The organism is Serratia sp. 4542 (assembly GCF_016805595.1).
Taxonomy (GTDB): Bacteria; Pseudomonadota; Gammaproteobacteria; order Enterobacterales; family Enterobacteriaceae; genus Serratia; species Serratia nevei.
In genome coordinates, this window is sequence record NZ_RXKV01000013.1 from 163,602 (window position 1) to 179,615 (window position 16,014).

Below are 16,014 nucleotides of genomic sequence, written 5' to 3' on the forward strand. Positions count from 1 at the left end.
CCTGCAAGCACCTGCATGCATCAGGCCAAAACTATAAGAGGAAATAACCATGAACCTGTCGTCGCGGTTGCACGCCCACCTGGCTCGAGGCAAGGTCGGCTTTCCCACCACCCTGGCCAGTTCGGTCGGGGTGATCATGGCCAGCCCGGTGATCCTGACGGTCACCAGCGGCTTCGGCATCGGCGGCGACACCTTCGCGCTGGCGATGCTGATCGCCTTCATCATGATGCAGGCGCAGCTCACCACCTTCTCCGAAGCGGCGGCACTGCTGCCGACCTCCGGTTCGGTTTACGACTACATCTCCTGCGGCATGGGGCGCTTTTTCGCCATCACCGGCGCGCTGTCGGCCTACCTGATCGTGCACATCTTCGCCGGCACCGCCGAGACCATTCTCTCCGGCATCATGGCGCTGGTGAACTTCGAGCACCTCAACACCCTGATGGAAAGCCACAATGCCTCCTGGATGGTCGGCGTCGGGCTGGTTGTCGTGTTCGGCCTGCTCAACGCGTTCGGCATCGAGGCCTTCGGCAAGGCGGAGATCGTACTGACCTTCGCCATGTGGAGCACGCTGGTGATTTTCGGCATCGTCGGGCTGCTGTCGCCGCATGCGGTGCCGCTCGAGGGCTGGTTCGGCAGCACGCTGAGCCTGAACGATCCCTTTGCAGTGTTCAGCCTGATCGGCATGGCGATGTTCATGTTCGTCGGCTGTGAGCTGGTGACGCCGATGGCGCCGGAGATCAAGCGCTGCGATCGGGTGATCCCGCGCGCGATGGCGCTGGGGCTGTGCGGCGTGGCGGTGTGCATGGCGCTGTATGGCGCGGCGCTCAGCCACCAGGTGGAAAACGTGGTGATCGACGCCGCCAGCGGCGCGCGCCTGCTGGAAACGCCGATGGCCATCCCGGCGTTCGCCGGCCAGGTGATGGGCCAGTTCGGCAAATACTGGCTGGGCGTCGGCTTGCTGCTGGCGGGCGCGGCGACCATCAACACGCTGATGGCGGCGGTGCCGCGCATTCTGTACGGCATGGCGCTGGACGGCGCGCTGCCGCGCATGTTCGCTTATCTGCACCCGCGCTTTAAGACGCCGGTGGTCGGCATTCTGGTGGCGGTGTTGATCCCCTGCGTACACGCCTTTGCCATTCAGGGCAACCTCGACAGGATCATTCCGCTGGTGCTGGCGGCGGTGTGCGCCTGGGGCGTCGCCTACCTGCTGGTGACCTGCTCGGTGGTGATCCTGCGCGTACGCCGCCCCGATCTGCCGCGCGCCTATAAATCGCCGTGGTTCCCGCTGCCGCAGATCGTTTCCAGCGTCGGCATCGTGCTGGCCATCGTTTACATCACGCCGCCGGGAATGAACCCGAGCGATATCTACATTCCCTTCGGCTGGATGATCGGCCTGACCGCCGCCTATGCGCTGTTCTGGACGCTGTGCGTGCAGAAAGTGAATCCGTTCAAGCCGGTGCCGGTCGAGCAGGTGCTGGAGAACGCGTTCGCCAAGGGTGAAAACGAGGAGGCGCAGTTTGATCGGCTTACTTCCCTCACTTAATCGCGCCTGGCGGCGAGCGCCGTCGGGCTATCGGCCGGGCGCTGCGCTGGATCGTCTGGCGCGCAACCTGGAGCCCTATGCGTGCGAACGCCTGGCGCCGGGCCTGCTGCGGCTGACGCTGCCGCAGGGGCCGCAGATCGAGGTCAGCGAACAGGTGCAGGGGCTGTTTATGGCGCATATCGTCAGCCACCGCTTTCGGTTGCAGGGCCCGTGCGCGATGCAGCTTCCGCTGACGCTGGACGTGGTGACCGGCGGCTGGCTGCGGCGGCGCGGGGTGCGTTATCTGCTGCGCCAGCGCCATGCGGCCGCGCAGCGGGTGCTGGACGGCCTGCAGCGTTACCCGCAGATCGGCGAGACGCTGGCGCAGCTGGATTTTCGCCGCGTGCGGCTGACGGTGAACGACGGGCGCTGGCAGGTGGAGATTGAGCATTTCGCCGCGTCGGAGGTGGTCAGCCGTTTGCCGGCCGGCCGCCGCTATCTGCGGCTGGATGCCGAACAGCGGCGGCTGCTGTTGAGCAGCCTGCTGATGATCGGCCAACTGATGGAGAAGCTGAATCATGAATAGAGTGGTTGTGATTACCGGCGGCGGCACCGGCGTCGGCGCCGCCTGCGCCCGTCTGCTGGCGGCGCAGGGCGATCGGGTGTTCATCATCGGCCGCCGCCCGGAACCGCTGGCGGCGCTGGCGCAAGAGATAGGCGCGCTGGCGCTGGTGGGCGATGCCGCCAGCGGCGAGAGCTGGAACCACGCGCTGCTGCCGGCCATTCTGCGCGAAGCCGGGCGCATCGACTGCCTGATCGGCAGCGCCGGCGGCATGGGCTTCAAGCGCATCACCGAGATGACCGACGCGCAGTGGCAAGGGGCGATGGACAGCAACCTCAACAGCGCTTTCGCCAGCGCGCGCGCCTGCCTGCCGGAGCTGATTAAAAGCGGCGGCAACCTGCTGTTCGTGGCCTCGATCGCCTCGCTGGCCGCCGGGCCGGAGGTCTGCGGCTACGTCACCGCCAAGCACGCGCTGATCGGGCTGATGCGCTCCATCGCCCGCGACTATGGCCCGCTGGGCGTGCGTGCCAACGCAGTGTGCCCGGGCTGGGTGACCACGCCGATGGCGGACGAAGAGATGCAACTGCTGATGGACGCCCATCAGATTTCGCTGGAGCAGGCTTACCAGATGGTCTGCCGCGACGTGCCGCTGCGCCGCCCGGCCAGCGCCGAGGAGATCGCCCGCGTCTGCCGTTTCCTGTGTTCCAGCGAGGCTTCAATCATTACCGGCGCGGCGCTGGTGGCCGACGGCGGCTCCACCATCGTCGATGTGCCGACCCTGGCTTTCACTTCCCTGTAAGGAGCATTTCCATGAGTTCAGAAGCGGTATTCATTCAGGTTGGCGCGCTGGCGGAAGGCTTTGCGCCGCACAGCAATACGCTGGAACGGCAGCACGGGCTGGCGGGCACCACGCTGACGCTGCGCTTTAGCGACGGCGCGACGCAGCGCTGCCGGTTTACCGACGAGCAGACGCTGGAGTGGGGCGAACGGCGCAGCGTCGCCTATCGCGCCACCAGCATTCGCCCCGGCGTGCTGTTCATCGATTTTCTCGATCCTGCCCGCGCCAACGCCAGCATTACGCTGGTATGCGACCGCAATCAGGGCAACTTCACTGCGGTATACGGCCAGCTGCCGGACGAAGCGCAGGCGCGGCTCGACGCCTTCAGCCGGGTGGAGCAGGGGCTGCCGCTGACCGCGGTCGAGGCCGAATTCCGCTTCGGCACGCTGGATGACGCCGACGTGGCGCCACCGGGCTTTACCGATGAGCTGATCGGCATGCGCAACATGTACACCTACAGCCCGACCGAGCGGTACGAGCATATCTACCTGAACGATAACTTCTACGCCTGGCAGTGTCTGGACGGGGTGGAGAAAGGGCTGGCGGACGTCGATCGCTGCCACTACGTGAAGGTGGCGGAGCAGCTTTATCTGTTCGTCTGGCGCGAGAAGATCATCCCGACGCTGGGCGTGGTGATGATCGATCTGCAGGGCATGCGCACCGACGGCAAGATCCTCGGTTATCAGGGCAGCGATTTCAGCGCGCTGAGCAACTTTGCGGTCGGCGCCCACGCACAGGTGCTGAACACCACGCGCCACCCGCGAGGATAGGGCGATGAGCGCAACCTATGCGGCCGACGCCTTCGCGGGGCAGGCGGTGCTGGTGACCGGCGGCGCTCAGGGCATTGGGCTGGCGATCGTCAGCGCCTTTGCCCGCCTGGGCGCCGAGGTGACGATCGCGGACGTGCAGCTGCCGCAGGCACAGGCGGCGGCGCAGGCGCTGCGGGACGAAGGGCTGAGCGTGCAGGCGCTGGCTTGCGATCTGGCCGAACCGGGGCAGATTGCCGAGCTGGTGACGGCGGTAGGTGAGCGGCATCAACGGCTGGACGTGGTGATCCACAACGCCGCTTACTTTCCGCTGACGCCGTTCGCCGCCATCGACGCGGCCCTGCTGCAACGCACGCTGAGCGTCAATCTGATGGCGCCGTTCTTTCTGGCGCAGGCGGCGCTGCCGTGGATGCGCCGCCGGGGCGGCGGCTGCCTTCTGGTGACCTCGTCGGTGACCGGCCCGCGGGTAGCCTACCCGGGGCTGGCGCACTACGCCGCCTCCAAGGCCGGGGTGAACGGGTTTATTCGCGCGGCGGCGCTGGAGCTGGCGGCGGAGAACATTCGCGTCAACGGCGTGGAGCCGGGGATGATCCGCACGCCGGCGATGGCCAACCTGGGCGACGCGCAGGTGAATCAGGCGATCGCGGCCTCGGTGCCGCTCGGGCGGCTGGGGGAACCGGAAGACATCGCCGCGGCGATGGTGTTTCTCGCCTCGCCGGCGGCGGCCTACATCACCGGCCAGACGCTGGTGGTGGACGGCGGCGCGCTGCTGCCGGAAACGAATTCTCTGCTTACCTGACGCTGCAGCGTTGTTGGCTGCAACGTCAATTAATTTGAGAATTCCGGTTGGTTAAATCACTGCTTGGCGGGATGCGCGGTGACGTTGGCGGGCAGGCTGTCACCCAGCGTGATCAGCTCGTCCAGCAGCGTCATCAGCTGGTCCATTTTCTGCCGCGAGAAAGCGGCTTCAATCTCGGCGTAGCCCTGTTCCACCTGGTGGCGCGCCACTTCATACAGATCCTGGCCCTGCTGGGTCAGCGACACGTACAGCTTGCGCTGATCGTTGACCGGCTTCAGGCGGAAGATCAGCTTGTCACGCTCCATGCGCGACAGAATGCCGGTCAGGCTGGGGCGCAGAATGCAGGTTTCCGCCGCCAGCTCGTGGAATTCGATCGAGCGGCTGTTGGCCAGCACGCGGATGATGCGCCACTGCTGTTCGGTCAAATTGTGGCTTTTCAGGATCGGGCGGAAGAACCCCATGGCGGTTTCACGCGCCTGCAGCAGGGCGATGGTTAACGATTCATGCATAAGTTTGGCCTTAGCTATCAAGGTGTTCGTTGTTACGGCGCTCGTTATGGGGGCGCCTGCCCCGCAAAGCCCGATTTTGTTAATAACTTAATAGTAGCCAAAGTTACCCGTAGGGATAAAGCAAAAATGCAGGGCGCAGCGAAAAATGGCGCGAAAAATGATTAATGCATTGAATAATCACGCTAATGTTCGTTATTTGTGAATATTTTGTTATCACGATCACAAATCACTCCAAGCGCGTTGCGTAAAAGCTGCACAGCGTATAAAAGTAATCATTAATATATTAATGAATGCCGGTTGTCATGTTTTGCCATTGGAGGAGTTCGCATGAAAGGCACCGTATTTTCCGTTGCGCTGAATCACCGCAGCCAACTGGACGCCTGGGATCAGGCGTTTCACCAGCCGCCGTATCAGACCCCGCCCAAAACCCCGGTCTGGTTTATCAAACCGCGCAACACCCACCTCGCCAACGGCGGGGCGATCCCGTTTCCGGCCGGTGAAACCGTGCACAGCGGCGGCACGCTGGCGGTGATCATCGGCGATACCGCGCGCAAGGTGCCGGTGGCGCAGGTGGGCCGTTATCTGGCCGGCTACGCGTTGGCCAACGACGTCAGCCTACCGGAGAGCAGCTTCTACCGCCCGGCGATCAAGGCTAAATGCCGCGACGGGTTCTGCCCGTTGGGGGAGATCGGCCAGCTGGCGAATGCCGATCGGCTGGAGATCGTCACCGAGATCAACGGCGTGGAGCAGGATCGTTGGTCCACCGCCGATCTGGTGCGCTCGGTGCCGGAGCTGATCGCCGCCATCAGCGACTTTATCACCCTGCAGCCGGGCGATGCGGTGCTGATCGGCACCCCGCACCAGCGGGTGGAGATCAAACCGGGGGATGAGGTGACGGTGCGCGCCGCCGGCCTGCCCACGCTGACCAACCGCGTCACCCAGGCAGGAGCCGCATCATGAAACATGCCCGTATTCGCCATCATGGCCAGATCTTCAACGTGCAGGTGGACGAGCAGCTGCGCGTCACGCTGCCGAACGGCGAGGTGCTGCAGGAGCGCGAAGTGGAATGGCTGCCGCCGGCTCAGGGCACGGTGTTCGCCCTGGGGCTGAACTATGCCGACCACGCCAGCGAGCTGGAATTCAAGGCGCCGGAAGAGCCGCTGGTGTTCCTCAAGGCACCGAACACCCTGACCGGTCACCGCCAGGTGTCGGTGCGCCCGGCCGGCGTGGAGTACATGCATTACGAAGCCGAGCTGGTGGCGGTGATCGGCAAGACCGCGCGCAACGTCAGCCGCGAGCACGCCATGGAGTATGTGGCGGGCTACACCCTGTGTAACGACTACGCCATCCGCGATTACCTGGAGAATTACTACCGGCCGAATCTGCGGGTGAAGAGCCGCGACACCCTGACGCCGATCGGGCCTTACATCGTCGATCGCGACGACGTCGCCGATCCGCACCGGCTGGCGCTCAGCACTTACGTCAACGGCGAGCTGCGCCAGCGCGGCAGCACCGCCGACATGATTTTCGACATTCCGTTCCTGGTCGCCTACCTGAGCGAATTCATGACGCTGCAGCCGGGCGACATGATCGCCACCGGCACGCCGAAAGGGCTGGCCGACGTGCAGCCGGGCGACGAAGTGGTGGTGGAGATCGAGGGCATCGGCCGTCTGGTTAACCACATTATCAGTGAAAAAGATTACGAGGAGAGCCTGCGATGAAAACCATCAACCACTGGATCAACGGCAAGAACGTCGCCAGCAAAGAGTACTTCACCACCACCAACCCGGCGAACGGCGAGGTGCTGGCGGAGGTGGCCTCCGGCGGCCAGCTGGAGATAGACCAGGCGGTGGCGGCGGCGAAAGAGGCGTTCCCCAAGTGGGCCAACACGCCGATGAAAGAGCGCGCGCGCCTGATGCGCCGCCTGGGCGAGCTGATCGACCAGAACGTGCCGCAGATCGCCGAACTGGAAACCGCCGACACCGGCCTGCCGATCCACCAGACCAAAAACGTGCTGATCCCGCGCGCTTCGCACAACTTCGAGTTCTTCGCCGAGGTGTGCCAGCAGATGAACGGCAAGACCTACCCGGTGGACGACAAGATGCTCAACTACACGCTGGTGCAGCCGGTGGGGGTGTGTGCGCTGGTGTCGCCGTGGAACGTGCCGTTCATGACCGCGACCTGGAAAACCGCGCCTTGCCTGGCGCTGGGCAACACCGCGGTGCTGAAGATGTCCGAACTGTCGCCGCTGACCGCCGATCGCCTGGGCGAGCTGGCGCTGGAGGCCGGCATTCCGGCCGGGGTGCTGAACGTGGTGCAGGGCTACGGCGCCACCGCCGGTGACGCGCTGGTGCGCCATAAAGACGTGCGCGCGGTCTCCTTCACCGGCGGCACCGCCACCGGCCGTCGCATCATCGAAAGCGCCGGGCTGAAAAAATTCTCTATGGAACTGGGCGGCAAGTCGCCGGTGCTGATCTTTGAAGACGCCGACATCGAGCGGGCGCTCGACGCCGCGCTGTTCACCATCTTCTCGATCAACGGCGAACGCTGCACCGCCGGTTCGCGCATCTTCATTCAGGAGAGCATCTACCCGGAATTCGTCAAACGTTTCGCCGAGCGCGCCAACCGCCTGCGCGTGGGCGATCCGCAAGATCCCAACACCCAGGTGGGGGCGCTGATCAGCCCGCAGCACTGGGAAAAAGTCTCCGGCTATATCCGCCTCGGGGTGGAAGAAGGGGCGACCCTGCTGGCCGGTGGCCCGGACAAACCGGCCGGCTTGAGCCACGGCAACTTCCTGCGCCCGACGGTGCTGGCGGATGTCGACAACCGGATGCGCGTGGCGCAGGAGGAGATCTTCGGGCCGGTGGCCTGCCTGTTGCCGTTCAAATCAGAAGAAGACGGCCTGCGCATGGCCAACGACGTGGAGTACGGCCTGGCGTCGTACATCTGGACGCAGGATGTGAGCAAGGTTCTGCGCCTGGCCCGCGGCATTGAAGCGGGCATGGTTTTCGTCAACACCCAAAACGTACGCGATCTGCGCCAACCGTTCGGCGGCGTGAAAGCCTCCGGCACCGGCCGCGAAGGCGGCGAATACAGCTTCGAAGTGTTCGCCGAAATGAAGAACGTGTGCATTTCCATGGGCGACCACCCGATCCCGAAATGGGGCGTTTGAGCCTCAGGCCACAATAATAACGAAAGAGATGAGAACAATGACGACAAAACTGACCACTGATGCTGTCCCTGCTCCCGACGTCGTGCGCTGTGCCTACATGGAAATTCAGGTCACGAACCTTAAAGCCGCACGCGAATTTTACGTCGATATCCTCGGCCTGGTCGTGACCGCCGAAGAGGATAAAACCCTCTACCTGCGTTCGATGGAAGAGTTCATTCACCATAACCTGGTGCTGCGCGAAGGCCCGGTCGCCGCCGTGGCGGCGTTTGCTTTCCGCGTGCGCACGCCGGAAGACGTCGATCGCGCCGAAGCGTATTTCAAGGCGCTTGGCTGCCGTACCGAGCGGCGGGTGAACGGGTTCGCCAAAGGCATCGGCGATGCGGTGCGGGTAGAGGATCCGCTCGGTTTCCCGTATGAGTTTTTCTACGACGTGCAGCACGTCGAGCGCCTGGCCTGGCGCTACGATCTGTATACGCCGGGCGCGCTGGTGCGCCTCGATCACTTTAACCAAATCACCCCTGACGTGCCGCGCGCCGTGGAATACATCCAGGGGCTGGGCTTCCGCGTAACGGAAGACATCCGCGATGAAGACGGCGTGGTTTACGCCGCCTGGATGCGCCGCAAGGCGACGGTGCACGATACCGCAATGACCGGCGGCGCCGGGCCGCGCATGCACCACATCGCCTTCGCCACCCATGAAAAGCACAATATTTTGGCCATCTGCGACAAGCTCGGCGCGCTGCGCAAATCCGATTTGATCGAACGTGGCCCCGGCCGGCACGGCGTCTCCAACGCGTTCTACCTCTACCTGCGCGATCCCGATGGCCACCGCGTGGAAATCTACACGCAGGATTACTACACCGGCGATCCGGACAACCCGACCGTGACCTGGGACGTGCATGACAACCAGCGCCGCGACTGGTGGGGCAATCCGGTGGTGCCGAGCTGGTATACCGAAGGATCGCTGGTGCTGGATCTCGATGGGCAGCCACAGCCGGTCATCGAGCGCAGTGCGCCCAGCGAAATGGCCGTCACCATCGGCGCAGACGGTTTTTCCTATACCCGTGAGGGCGATACGGAAAAAGGTTTCAAGCTTGGCAATACGCTGTAAATGCCGCTGCGCGGGCGGCGCCCGCGCATATTTGCCGTCTGGAGAACGCTATGCCCCATTTTTACGCTGAATGTACCGACAACATCCGCCGCGAGGCGGATTTGCCCACCCTGTTCGCCAAGGTCAACGAGGCGCTGGCGGCGACCGGCATCTTTCCGCTGGCCGGCGTGCGCAGCCGCGCCATCTGGCTCGACACCTGGCAGATGGCCGATGGCAAGCAGGACTACGCCTTCGTGCACATGACGCTGAAGATCGGCCACGGCCGCAGTCTGGAAAGCCGGCAGCAGGTGGGCGAGATGCTGTTTGCGCTGATCAAGGAACACTTCGCCGCGCTGATGGCGCAGCGTTACCTGGCGCTCTCTTTCACCATGGAAGAGCTGGATCCGGTACTGAATTACAAACAGAACAATGTCCACGCGCTGTTCAACAAGGCGTGAATAAGGGGTCGTAAATGCTGGATAAAGAGCAGGTTAACCGCGCCGTACAGCGCCTGCATCAGGCGGAAAAGAGTCGTGAACAGATCCGCGCGCTGTCGCTCGATCATCCCGAGATCACCATCGAAGACGCCTATGCCATTCAGCGGCAGTGGGTGGAGCTGAAGATCGCCGAGGGGCGCACGCTCAAAGGCCACAAGATCGGCTTGACCTCGCGCGCCATGCAGGTGAGCTCGCAGATCACCGAGCCGGACTACGGCGCGCTGCTGGACGACATGTTCTTCAACGACGGCAGCGACATTCCGATCGATCGCTTTATCGTGCCGCGGGTGGAGGTGGAGCTGGCGTTCGTGCTGGCCAAGCCGCTGCGCGGGCCGAACTGCACGCTGTTCGACGTCTACAACGCCACCGACTACGTCATTCCGGCGCTGGAGATCATCGACGCGCGCAGCCACAACGTCGATCCCGAGACTCAGCGGCCGCGCAAGGTGTTCGACACCATCTCCGACAACGCCGCCAACGCCGGGGTGGTGATGGGTGGGCGGCCGATCAAGCCGGATGCGCTGGATCTGCGCTGGATTTCCGCGCTGCTGTACCGCAACGGCGTGATTGAAGAATCCGGCGTGGCGGCGGCGGTGCTCAACCACCCGGCCAACGGTGTGGCCTGGCTGGCCAACAAGCTGGCGCCGTATGAGGTGGAGCTGGAAGCGGGGCAGGTGATCCTCGGCGGCTCCTTCACCCGGCCGGTGCCGGCGCGGCGCGGTGATACCTTCCACGTCGACTACGGCCCGATGGGCTGCATCAGCTGCCGCTTCGTCTAAAAAGCAGGCTCGGCGAACCGGGCCGCAATAAACCGGGCGGGGCCATGCGCTACGCCCGCTTGTCAGGGAGAATGCGATGTTAACCAACCACTTCAAGCGTGCGCTGCAGGAAAAACGCCCGCAGATCGGGCTGTGGCTCGGGCTGTGCAGCAGCTACAGCGCCGAGCTGCTGGCCGGCGCCGGTTTCGACTGGCTGCTGATCGACGGCGAACATGCGCCCAACAACGTGCAAACGGTGCTGGGGCAGCTGCAGGCGGTCGCGCCTTACCCGAGCCAGCCGGTGGTGCGGCCACCGTGGAACGACGCGGTGATCATCAAGCAGCTGCTGGACGTCGGCGCGCAAACCTTGCTTATCCCGATGATTCAAAACGCCGAACAGGCGCGCGACGCGGTGCGCGCTACGCGCTATCCGCCGCACGGCGTGCGCGGCGTCGGCAGCGCCCTGGCGCGCGCTTCGCGGTGGAACCGGGTGCCCGATTACCTGCAGCAGGCCGATGAGCAGATGTGCGTGCTGGTGCAGATTGAAACCCGCGAAGCGGTGAAAAACCTCGACGCCATTTTGCAGGTGGAAGGGGTGGACGGCGTGTTTATCGGCCCGGCGGATCTCAGCGCCGACATGGGCTTTGCCGGTAATCCGCAGCACCCGGAGGTGCAGCGCACCATCGACGACGCCATCGCGCGCATCCGCGCCGCCGGCAAGGCGCCGGGCATTTTGATGGCCAACAAGGCACTGGCGCAGCGCTATCTGGAGGCCGGCGCGCTGTTCGTTGCGGTGGGGGTGGACACCACCCTGCTGGCACGGGCGGCGGAAGCCCTGGCGGACGAATTCAAACGGGGCGGGGCGCAAGCGCCTTCATCGGGAGTCTACTGAACCATGAACCACGTCGATTCGCTGCAGCCGGCCAACCCGGCGCAGCAACATAAAGCGTTAACCGCCGCCGAGCAATCGGTGATTAAAAAGTTGTTTCGGCGCCTGATCATTTTCCTGTTCGTGTTGTTTGTTTTCTCTTTCCTCGATCGTATCAACATCGGCTTCGCCGGGCTGACGATGGGCAAAGATCTCGGCCTCAGCTCGACCATGTTCGGGCTGGCGGCGACGTTGTTCTATGTCACCTACGTGATCTTCGGTATTCCGAGCAACATGATGCTGAGCCGGGTCGGCGCGCGGCGCTGGATCGCCACCATCATGGTGCTGTGGGGCATCGCCTCCACCTGTACCATGTTCGCCACCGGGCCGACCAGCCTGTACGTGCTGCGCATGATCGTCGGCATCACCGAGGCCGGTTTCCTGCCGGGCATTCTGGTGTACCTCACCTACTGGTTCCCGGCGTTCTACCGCGCCCGCGCCAACGCGCTGTTCATGATCGCCATGCCGGTGACCATGGCGATCGGTTCGCTGGTTTCCGGCTATATCCTGGCGCTGGACGGGGTGATGAACCTGAAGGGCTGGCAGTGGCTGTTCCTGCTGGAAGGCATTCCGTCGGTGCTGCTGGGCGTGGTGGTGTGGTTCTACCTCGACGATACGCCGGCCAAGGCCAAGTGGCTGACCGACGAGGAGAAAGCCAGCCTGCAGGCGATGATGGAGGCCGACAAACTGCAGCTGGTGCAGCCCAACGGGCCGAGCAGCCACCGCGCGCTGCAACAGCGCAGCCTGTGGCGCGAGATCTGCACGCCGATCGTGCTGATGTATACGCTGGCCTATTTCTGCCTGACCAACACCCTGAGCGCGATCAACATCTGGACGCCGCAGATCCTGCAAAGCTTCAACCAGGGCAGCAGCAACGTGACGATCGGCATTTTGGCGGCGATCCCGCAGATCTGCACCATCGCCGGCATGGTGTGGTGGAGCAAACGATCCGACAGGCTGCAGGAGCGCAAGCACCACACCGCGCTGCCGTACCTGTTCGCCGCCGCCGGCTGGCTGCTGGCGTCCGCCACCGATCACAGCCTGATCCAGTTGCTCGGGATCGTGATGGCCTCGGTCGGCTCCTTTACCGCCATGGCGATCTTCTGGACCACGCCGGATCAGTCGATCAGTCTGGAAGCGCGCGCGGTGGGGATCGCGGTGATCAACGCCACCGGCAACATCGGATCGGCGCTCAGCCCGCTGTTGATCGGCTGGTTCAAGGATCTGACCGGCAGCTTTAACTCCGGGCTGTATTTCGTCTCGGCGCTGTTGATCGTCGGCGCCGTGCTGGTGTGGCGCATTCCGATGAAGGATTCGCGCCCGAGAGCGACGCCTTGATGCGCAAGTGGGCATGATTGCAGGAGGTCATGAGGTGCGGAAAAGTACCGGCTTTATCGCCAACATCGATATTTGCAAAGAGTATGACGCGCGCTACGCCGCCGACGAGGTGCACTACGAAACCTTCGCCGGGCTGGCGGCGTTCTTCGGCCGCGACATGCAGGTGCATTGGCACGACTGCTTCTTCCAGGTGCATTTCCTGGAGACCGGCAAGATAGAGCTGCAGCTTGACGATCAGCACTATTCGGTGCAGGCGCCGCTGTTCATACTCACGCCGCCGTCGGTGCCGCATGCGTTCTTCACCGAACCGGACAGCGACGGCCATGTGCTGACGGTGCGCCAGGAGCTGATTTGGCCGCTGTTGGAGCATCTGTATCCCGGCAGCAACCTGGCGCTGGACATGCCGGGCATCTGCCTGTCGCTGGCCGACGCGCCGCAGGAGCTGACGGCGCTCAGCCACTACTGGGCGCTGATCCGCCGCGAGTTCGGGCAGAACCTGGCCGGGCGCGAACAGACGCTGGCGCTGCTGGCGCAGGCGGTGTTCACGCTGCTGCTGCGCAACACCGCGCTGGAAGACAGCGCCAACAGCGGCGTGCGTGGCGAACTGCAGCTGTTTCAGCGGTTCAACAAGATGGTGGACGAGCGTTTTCGCGAGCACCTGCCGGTGCCGGAGTATGCGCAGGCGTTGGGGGTGACCGAATCGCGGCTCAACGACCTGTGCCGGCGCTTCGCCAACCGGCCGCCCAAGCGGCTGATCTTCGATCGGCTGCTGCGCGAGGCCAAACGCATGCTGCTGTTCAGCGCCTGTACGGTGCATGAAACCGCCTACAGCCTCGGCTTCAAGGATCCGGCCTATTTCGCCCGTTTTTTCAATCGGCTGGAAGGCTGTTCCCCCTCGACCTACCGCGCGGCGCAACACGCCCTTTCGTAACCGCGATCACAGTTTGCCGCGAAAGCGGCAAACTGACCTGAAAAGTACCGGCGATTGCCGCAAAAGTCTCTTCTCGAAATCGGCTTTGGCAGCTTCAATTAAGCAACCAAAAGAAAACATTATTTTAACAAATGGCCGAATCCACGGCCTGAAAAATGCCGATGACGAGGAAGACCCGATGAAACCAGAAGACTTTCGTGCCGACAGCAAACGCCCGTTCACCGGCGCCGAATACCTGAAAAGTTTGCAGGACAGCCGCGAAATCTACATTTACGGCGAGCGCGTGAAAGACGTCACCACGCACCCGGCGTTCCGCAACGCGGCGGCATCAGTCGGCCAGCTGTACGACGCGCTGCACGATCCGGCCAGCCAGGATCGCCTGTGCTGGAATACCGACACCGGCAACGGTGGCTATACCCACAAATTCTTCCGCTACGCCCGCAGCCCGGAAGAGATGCGCCAGCAGCGCGATGCCATCGCCGACTGGTCGCGCCAAAGCTACGGCTGGATGGGGCGTACGCCGGACTACAAGGCGGCCTTCGGCTGCGCGCTGGGCGCTTATCCGGAGTTCTACGGCCAGTTCGCCGACAACGCGCGCCACTGGTACAAACGCATTCAGGAAACCGGGCTCTATTTCAACCACGCCATCGTCAACCCGCCGATCGACCGCCACAAGCCGGTCAACGAGGTGAAGGACGTCTACATTCAGGTGGAGAAAGAGACCGACGCCGGCATCATCGTCAGCGGCGCCAAAGTGGTGGCCACCAACTCGGCGTTGACCCACTACAACTTCATCGGCTTCGGTTCGGCGCAGGTGATGGGCGATAACCCGGACTTCGCGCTGATGTTCGTGGCGCCGATGGACGCCGAAGGGGTGAAGCTGATTTCGCGCGCCTCCTACGAGCTGGTGGCCGGCGCCACCGGATCGCCGTTCGACTACCCGCTCACCAGCCGCTTCGATGAGAACGACGCGATCTTGATCATGGATCATGTGCTGATCCCGTGGGAAAACGTGCTGATCTACCGCGATTTCGATCGCTGCCGCCGCTGGAGCACCCAGGGCGGTTTCGCCCGGCTGTTCCCGCTGCAGGCCTGCGTGCGCCTGGCGGTGAAGATGGACTTTATCACCGCGCTGCTGCAAAAGAGCCTCTCGTGTACCGGCGTGCTGGAGTTCCGCGGCGTGCAGGCCGATCTGGGCGAAGTGGTGGCCTGGCGCAACCTGTTCTGGTCGCTGAGTGACGCGATGTGTGCCGAAGCCACAAAATGGGAAAACGGCGCCTACCTGCCGGATTCCGCCGCGCTGCAGACCTACCGCGTGATGGCGCCGATGGCCTACACCAAGGTGAAACACATCATCGAGAAGAACGTCACCAGCGGCCTGATCTACCTGCCGTCCAGCGTGCGCGACATGAACAACCCGGAGATCGACAAGTACCTGGCGCGCTACGTGCGTGGATCGGACGGCATGGATCACGTCGAACGCATCAAGATCCTCAAGCTGATGTGGGATGCGATCGGCAGCGAATTCGGCGGCCGCCACGAGCTGTATGAGATCAACTACGCCGGCAGCCAGGATGAAATCCGCCTGCAGTGCCTGCGTCACGCGCAGGGATCCGGCAACATGGATCGCATGATGCAGATGGTCGACAAGTGCCTGGCCGATTACGATCAGCACGGCTGGAAGGTGCCGCACCTGCGGAACAATGACGATATTAATCAGTTGGATAATCTGCTGAAGTAATTCAGGAGGAGGTGGTATGTCTCAGGAAAATGAACAGCGCCTGCGCTTTCGCGACGCCATGGCCAGCCTGTCGGCGGCGGTGAATATCGTCACCACCGACGGCCCGGCGGGGCGCTGCGGCATCACCGCCACGGCGGTGTGCTCGGTAACCGATACGCCGCCGACGCTGCTGGTGTGCATCAACCGCAACAGCGCGATGAACCCGGTGTTTCAGGAAAACCGCAGGCTGTGCGTCAACGTGCTCAACCACGAGCAGGAGCTGATGGCGCGCCACTTCGCCGGCATGACCGGCGTCAGCATGGAAGATCGCTTCCGGCTGGAAGAGTGGCAGCTCGGTGCGCTGGGGCAGCCGGTGCTGCGCAATACCCTGGCCAGCCTGGAAGGGGAGATCGAGCAGATCCAGAGCATCGGCACCCACCAGATGTACCTGGTGCAGATCAAGCAGATCGCGCTGAGCGAAGCCGGCAACGGGCTGATCTACTTCAAGCGCAATTTCCATTCGGTGATCCACCCGATGGCGGTGCCAGCCTGAGGCGTTGGGGCGCAGCAGGCTGCGCCCCGC

Annotated in this window: 17 protein-coding genes; 16 read left to right on the forward strand and 1 reads right to left on the reverse strand. The window is 63.6% G+C overall.

Annotation, left to right across the window (positions count from 1 at the left end; genetic code table 11):
- The first annotated feature begins 49 nt into the window (after positions 1–49).
- Genes EKL15_RS20090 through EKL15_RS20110 form a run of 5 tightly spaced genes read left to right on the forward strand, consistent with a single transcriptional unit; the run spans position 50 to position 4,488 of the window.
- Entirely contained in the window at positions 50–1,543 is a 1,494-nt protein-coding gene (locus EKL15_RS20090) for an APC family permease (RefSeq protein ID WP_100396024.1), read from the forward strand.
- Positions 1,518–2,108: a DUF3156 family protein gene (locus EKL15_RS20095; protein ID WP_060422218.1), complete on the forward strand. Its 591-nt coding sequence runs from the start codon at positions 1,518–1,520 to the stop codon at positions 2,106–2,108. The genes EKL15_RS20090 and EKL15_RS20095 overlap by 26 nt, the downstream gene beginning before the upstream one ends.
- Positions 2,101–2,883: an SDR family NAD(P)-dependent oxidoreductase gene (locus EKL15_RS20100; protein ID WP_100396025.1), complete on the forward strand. Its 783-nt coding sequence runs from the start codon at positions 2,101–2,103 to the stop codon at positions 2,881–2,883. Before EKL15_RS20095 ends, EKL15_RS20100 begins: the two co-directional genes overlap by 8 nt.
- Before the next feature lie 11 nt (positions 2,884–2,894).
- Positions 2,895–3,692, forward strand: coding sequence for a molybdenum cofactor biosynthesis F family protein (locus tag EKL15_RS20105; protein WP_038878408.1), 798 nt, complete (start codon positions 2,895–2,897; stop codon positions 3,690–3,692).
- A gap of 4 nt (positions 3,693–3,696) precedes the next feature.
- Entirely contained in the window at positions 3,697–4,488 is a 792-nt protein-coding gene (locus EKL15_RS20110; protein ID WP_100396026.1) for an SDR family oxidoreductase, read from the forward strand.
- Between the two features lie 56 nt (positions 4,489–4,544).
- Here the strand turns inward: EKL15_RS20110 and hpaR are convergent, their stop codons facing one another.
- Positions 4,545–4,997, reverse strand: coding sequence for a homoprotocatechuate degradation operon regulator HpaR (gene hpaR, locus EKL15_RS20115; RefSeq protein WP_004933183.1), 453 nt, complete (start codon positions 4,995–4,997; stop codon positions 4,545–4,547).
- A gap of 327 nt (positions 4,998–5,324) precedes the next feature.
- On the opposite strand from hpaR, the gene EKL15_RS20120 reads away from it, so the two are divergent.
- The 11 genes from EKL15_RS20120 (at position 5,325) to hpaC (ending at position 15,984) form a co-directional block, all read left to right on the forward strand.
- The gene (locus EKL15_RS20120) at positions 5,325–5,957 is read left to right on the forward strand and encodes a fumarylacetoacetate hydrolase family protein (protein WP_087762957.1); all 633 of its coding nucleotides are present in this window, start codon (positions 5,325–5,327) and stop codon (positions 5,955–5,957) included.
- Positions 5,954–6,718, forward strand: coding sequence for a fumarylacetoacetate hydrolase family protein (locus EKL15_RS20125; protein WP_049202355.1), 765 nt, complete (start codon positions 5,954–5,956; stop codon positions 6,716–6,718). Before EKL15_RS20120 ends, EKL15_RS20125 begins: the two co-directional genes overlap by 4 nt.
- Entirely contained in the window at positions 6,715–8,169 is a 1,455-nt protein-coding gene (gene hpaE / locus EKL15_RS20130) for a 5-carboxymethyl-2-hydroxymuconate semialdehyde dehydrogenase (protein ID WP_033636981.1), read from the forward strand. Before EKL15_RS20125 ends, hpaE begins: the two co-directional genes overlap by 4 nt.
- 37 nt (positions 8,170–8,206) lie before the next feature.
- Complete coding sequence (hpaD, locus tag EKL15_RS20135) at positions 8,207–9,280, forward strand: 3,4-dihydroxyphenylacetate 2,3-dioxygenase (protein ID WP_089180517.1); 1,074 nt, start codon at positions 8,207–8,209, stop codon at positions 9,278–9,280.
- Positions 9,281–9,330: 50 nt separating this feature from the next.
- Positions 9,331–9,717, forward strand: coding sequence for a 5-carboxymethyl-2-hydroxymuconate Delta-isomerase (locus EKL15_RS20140; RefSeq protein WP_004933172.1), 387 nt, complete (start codon positions 9,331–9,333; stop codon positions 9,715–9,717).
- Between the two features lie 14 nt (positions 9,718–9,731).
- Entirely contained in the window at positions 9,732–10,535 is an 804-nt protein-coding gene (gene hpaH, locus EKL15_RS20145; RefSeq protein WP_004933170.1) for a 2-oxo-hept-4-ene-1,7-dioate hydratase, read from the forward strand.
- Between the two features lie 76 nt (positions 10,536–10,611).
- Entirely contained in the window at positions 10,612–11,406 is a 795-nt protein-coding gene (hpaI, locus tag EKL15_RS20150) for a 4-hydroxy-2-oxoheptanedioate aldolase (protein ID WP_060440813.1), read from the forward strand.
- A gap of 3 nt (positions 11,407–11,409) precedes the next feature.
- On the forward strand, positions 11,410–12,780 hold the full coding sequence (hpaX, locus tag EKL15_RS20155; protein WP_038878424.1) for a 4-hydroxyphenylacetate permease: 1,371 nt from the start codon (positions 11,410–11,412) through the stop codon (positions 12,778–12,780).
- A 34-nt stretch (positions 12,781–12,814) separates the two neighbouring features.
- Positions 12,815–13,711, forward strand: coding sequence for a 4-hydroxyphenylacetate catabolism regulatory protein HpaA (gene hpaA / locus EKL15_RS20160; protein WP_060422240.1), 897 nt, complete (start codon positions 12,815–12,817; stop codon positions 13,709–13,711).
- 178 nt (positions 13,712–13,889) lie between these two features.
- Positions 13,890–15,452 carry a 4-hydroxyphenylacetate 3-monooxygenase, oxygenase component gene (hpaB, locus tag EKL15_RS20165; RefSeq protein ID WP_019454961.1) on the forward strand — a complete coding sequence of 521 codons (1,563 nt, stop codon included), beginning with the start codon at positions 13,890–13,892 and terminating at the stop codon, positions 15,450–15,452.
- A gap of 16 nt (positions 15,453–15,468) precedes the next feature.
- Positions 15,469–15,984 (forward strand): 4-hydroxyphenylacetate 3-monooxygenase, reductase component, encoded by a 516-nt coding sequence (hpaC, locus tag EKL15_RS20170; protein ID WP_033636989.1) that lies wholly within the window; start codon positions 15,469–15,471, stop codon positions 15,982–15,984.
- Positions 15,985–16,014 lie beyond the last annotated feature (30 nt).

Excerpts from the sequence above, each read along its gene's own strand:
- hpaI (WP_060440813.1), top strand. The coding sequence starts at position 10,612 with ATGTTAACCAACCACTTCAAGCGTGCGCTGCAGGAAAAACGCCCGCAG.
- hpaE (WP_033636981.1), top strand. The coding sequence starts at position 6,715 with ATGAAAACCATCAACCACTGGATCAACGGCAAGAACGTCGCCAGCAAA.
- EKL15_RS20090 (WP_100396024.1), top strand. The coding sequence starts at position 50 with ATGAACCTGTCGTCGCGGTTGCACGCCCACCTGGCTCGAGGCAAGGTC.
- hpaR (WP_004933183.1), bottom strand. The coding sequence starts at position 4,997 with ATGCATGAATCGTTAACCATCGCCCTGCTGCAGGCGCGTGAAACCGCC.
- EKL15_RS20125 (WP_049202355.1), top strand. The coding sequence starts at position 5,954 with ATGAAACATGCCCGTATTCGCCATCATGGCCAGATCTTCAACGTGCAG.
- hpaH (WP_004933170.1), top strand. The coding sequence starts at position 9,732 with ATGCTGGATAAAGAGCAGGTTAACCGCGCCGTACAGCGCCTGCATCAG.
- EKL15_RS20100 (WP_100396025.1), top strand. The coding sequence starts at position 2,101 with ATGAATAGAGTGGTTGTGATTACCGGCGGCGGCACCGGCGTCGGCGCC.
- EKL15_RS20140 (WP_004933172.1), top strand. The coding sequence starts at position 9,331 with ATGCCCCATTTTTACGCTGAATGTACCGACAACATCCGCCGCGAGGCG.
- hpaC (WP_033636989.1), top strand. The coding sequence starts at position 15,469 with ATGTCTCAGGAAAATGAACAGCGCCTGCGCTTTCGCGACGCCATGGCC.
- EKL15_RS20110 (WP_100396026.1), top strand. The coding sequence starts at position 3,697 with ATGAGCGCAACCTATGCGGCCGACGCCTTCGCGGGGCAGGCGGTGCTG.
- EKL15_RS20120 (WP_087762957.1), top strand. The coding sequence starts at position 5,325 with ATGAAAGGCACCGTATTTTCCGTTGCGCTGAATCACCGCAGCCAACTG.
- hpaX (WP_038878424.1), top strand. The coding sequence starts at position 11,410 with ATGAACCACGTCGATTCGCTGCAGCCGGCCAACCCGGCGCAGCAACAT.
- hpaB (WP_019454961.1), top strand. The coding sequence starts at position 13,890 with ATGAAACCAGAAGACTTTCGTGCCGACAGCAAACGCCCGTTCACCGGC.
- hpaD (WP_089180517.1), top strand. The coding sequence starts at position 8,207 with ATGACGACAAAACTGACCACTGATGCTGTCCCTGCTCCCGACGTCGTG.
- EKL15_RS20105 (WP_038878408.1), top strand. The coding sequence starts at position 2,895 with ATGAGTTCAGAAGCGGTATTCATTCAGGTTGGCGCGCTGGCGGAAGGC.